Raw genomic sequence first — 2,438 nt, 5'->3', positions numbered from 1 at the left:
GAGGAACGCCCCCCGCCACGACGCCTCCGCGGCCGCGACGGACCCGCCGACCACCGCGGCGGGCAACCCGCGGACCGTGCGACCGGCGCTGTCGACCAGGCCGAGTTGGCGGGTCAGGTCCGCACCCCGGTCGATCACCCGCAGAACGAACTTCCGGGCCGGCTTCCCCCCGGATCCCCCGATCGGGTGGATCTCGCAGGGGACCGAGAACAGCGAGTCGAGTTCCCCGGACAGGCGATCGGCGATCTCACCCGAATCGACCTCCGCCTCGATCACCAGGCGTCCCGAGAGGACCTGGAGGGTGCCCGCGAACCGCAGGAGCGAGGCGATCTCCGCCTTCCTGGTCTCGGAGTTGCCCACCGGGACCCTCACCAGTTCGGACTTGACCTGTGCGGTCAGTGACACGCCCTGCTCCTTCGTTCTCCGGTCATTCATCGGCCCCCGCCGTCACCGTGGCGGCGAGCGCCCGGGCGAGCAGTGCGGGGTCGTGTACGGGTCTCATCGTCCCATCCGGTGCCGTCCTGGCGATGTCCGCCACCATGACCCGCGCGCCGAGGCCCGCCGCGGCGCGGTCGAGGTGCTCGCGCTCGGTCCCGCTGAGCGGCATCCGCGGGTCCACCAGGACGACGTCGACGTCGACCTCGGGCGCATGTTGGCGCAGGACGTGGAGGTGCTGTTCGGCGGAGAACCCGGCGGTCTCCCCGTGCTGCGGCGCCAGGTTGAGGACGAGCGCCCGGGTCGCGGCCGTGCGGGCCAGGGCGGACGCGATCTCGGGCACCAGCACGTTCGGGATGACGCTCGTGAACCACGATCCCGGCCCCAGGACGACCATGTCCGCGGCCTCGATGGCCTCGACGACGCCCTCCGCCACGGGCGGGTCGGCGGGGATGAGGCGTACCCGCCGCACGCTGCCGGGGGTGGTCGCCACCGCGACCTGGCCGATGATCGTGCGCACGACCCGGGGGTCGGCTTCCAGGCCGACGACCTCCGCGGCGATGTCGAGGGCGACCGGAGACATGGGGAGCACGCGCCCGGTCACCCCGAGCATCGACCCGACGGCGTCGAGCGCCTTGACGGGATCGCCGAGGAGTTCCCAGAACCCCGCGTAGACGAGGTTTCCCACGGCGTGGCCCGCCAGAGCACCGGTTCCGCCGTAGCGGTGCTGGAACAGGCTGGTCAGCTGCTCGTGCTCGTCGTCGTCGGCGGCGAGTGCGCACAGTGCCATCCGGAGGTCTCCGGGGGGCAGGATGTCGAGTTCGCGCCGGAGACGCCCGGAGGAACCGCCGTCGTCGGCGACGGTCACCACCGCGGTCACGTGGTCGGCCACCATCCGTCCGGCGCGCAGGGTCGCCGACAACCCGTGTCCTCCGCCGAGCGCGACGAGTGATCCCATCCGGTCGGATCCGTCGACCGTGGCCTGGTCGGTCATGCGATCACTCTCGTCCGAGGTCACGGTGCCGGACGTGGACGTCGACGGAGTCGAGGCCGGCGAGCCGCCCGGCCAGTGACTCGGAGATCGCCACGCTCCGGTGTTTACCGCCGGTGCACCCGACCGCGATGGTCATGTACCGCTTGCCCTCCCGCCGGTACCCGGTCATCGCGAGACCGATCATCGTCACCGCGGCGCGGAGATACTCCTCGATGGACTCGTCCGCCAGCACGTAGTCCTGGACGGGCTTCTCGCGGCCGGTGTGCGCCTGCAGCTCCGGGATCCAGTGCGGGTTGGGCAGGAACCGCATGTCGAGCAGCATGTCCACATCCACCGGTACCCCGTACTTGAAGCCGAAGGACTCGACGGTGAGGTGGAAGTCGAACCCCAGGTCACCGAACGGCTTCTCGAGCCGGTGCCGCAGGTCGTGGACGCTCAGCGCGGTGGTGTCGACCACGACGTCGGCGCGGCCGCGGATCCCCTCCAGCACCTTGCGTTCCCGCTGGATACCGTCGATCAGGCCGTCACCCGACTGAAGGGGGTGGGACCGCCTGACGTTGTTGAAGCGTTTGACCAGGGCTTCGTCGGAGGCGTCCAGGAACAGGATCCTCGCCTGCGGGCGTCCGTCGAAGCGCCCCAGCAGTTCGCCGATGTGCTCGTCGAACCCCAGGCTGCGGACGTCCGCCACGATCGCGAACCTCCGGGGTTCCTCCTCCGTCTCGCCGAGCCGATCCACCAGTTCTCCGATGAACTTCAGCGGGAGGTTGTCCACGACGTACCAGCCGAACTCCTCGAGCACCTTCGACGCCGTGCCCTTGCCCGCACCGGACATCCCGCAGATGAGCAGGAGCTCGCGGCTCTCATCGTTCATGTCCATGGTTCACCTCGAGTCGCTCGTTCCGCCATCGCCGACCGCACGGTCCGAGTCTCCCACGCCGGCGCCGGACCCGTCCGGACCCGGTGTGTCGGCGGCCGCCGCGTCCGCCGTCGCGTCCGCCGCCGCGTCCGC

General features: G+C 70.8%; 3 protein-coding genes. All 3 read right to left on the bottom strand.

Annotation, left to right across the window (positions count from 1 at the left end; genetic code table 11):
* On the bottom strand, window positions 1-405 hold a 405-nt coding region (whiA, locus tag G6022_RS06085; protein WP_182691183.1), incomplete at its 3' end, for a DNA-binding protein WhiA.
* 22 nt (window positions 406-427) lie between these two features.
* Entirely contained in the window at window positions 428-1,429 is a 1,002-nt protein-coding gene (gene yvcK, locus G6022_RS06080; protein ID WP_182610570.1) for a uridine diphosphate-N-acetylglucosamine-binding protein YvcK, read from the bottom strand.
* A gap of 4 nt (window positions 1,430-1,433) precedes the next feature.
* Entirely contained in the window at window positions 1,434-2,306 is an 873-nt protein-coding gene (gene rapZ / locus G6022_RS06075; protein ID WP_179525333.1) for an RNase adapter RapZ, read from the bottom strand.
* Window positions 2,307-2,438 lie beyond the last annotated feature (132 nt).

Source organism: Dietzia sp. Cai40, assembly GCF_014145165.1.
Taxonomy (GTDB): domain Bacteria; phylum Actinomycetota; class Actinomycetes; order Mycobacteriales; family Mycobacteriaceae; genus Dietzia; species Dietzia natronolimnaea.
Note: the sequence above shows the minus strand (reverse complement) of the source record. Positions and strands in the feature narration are given on the sequence as shown.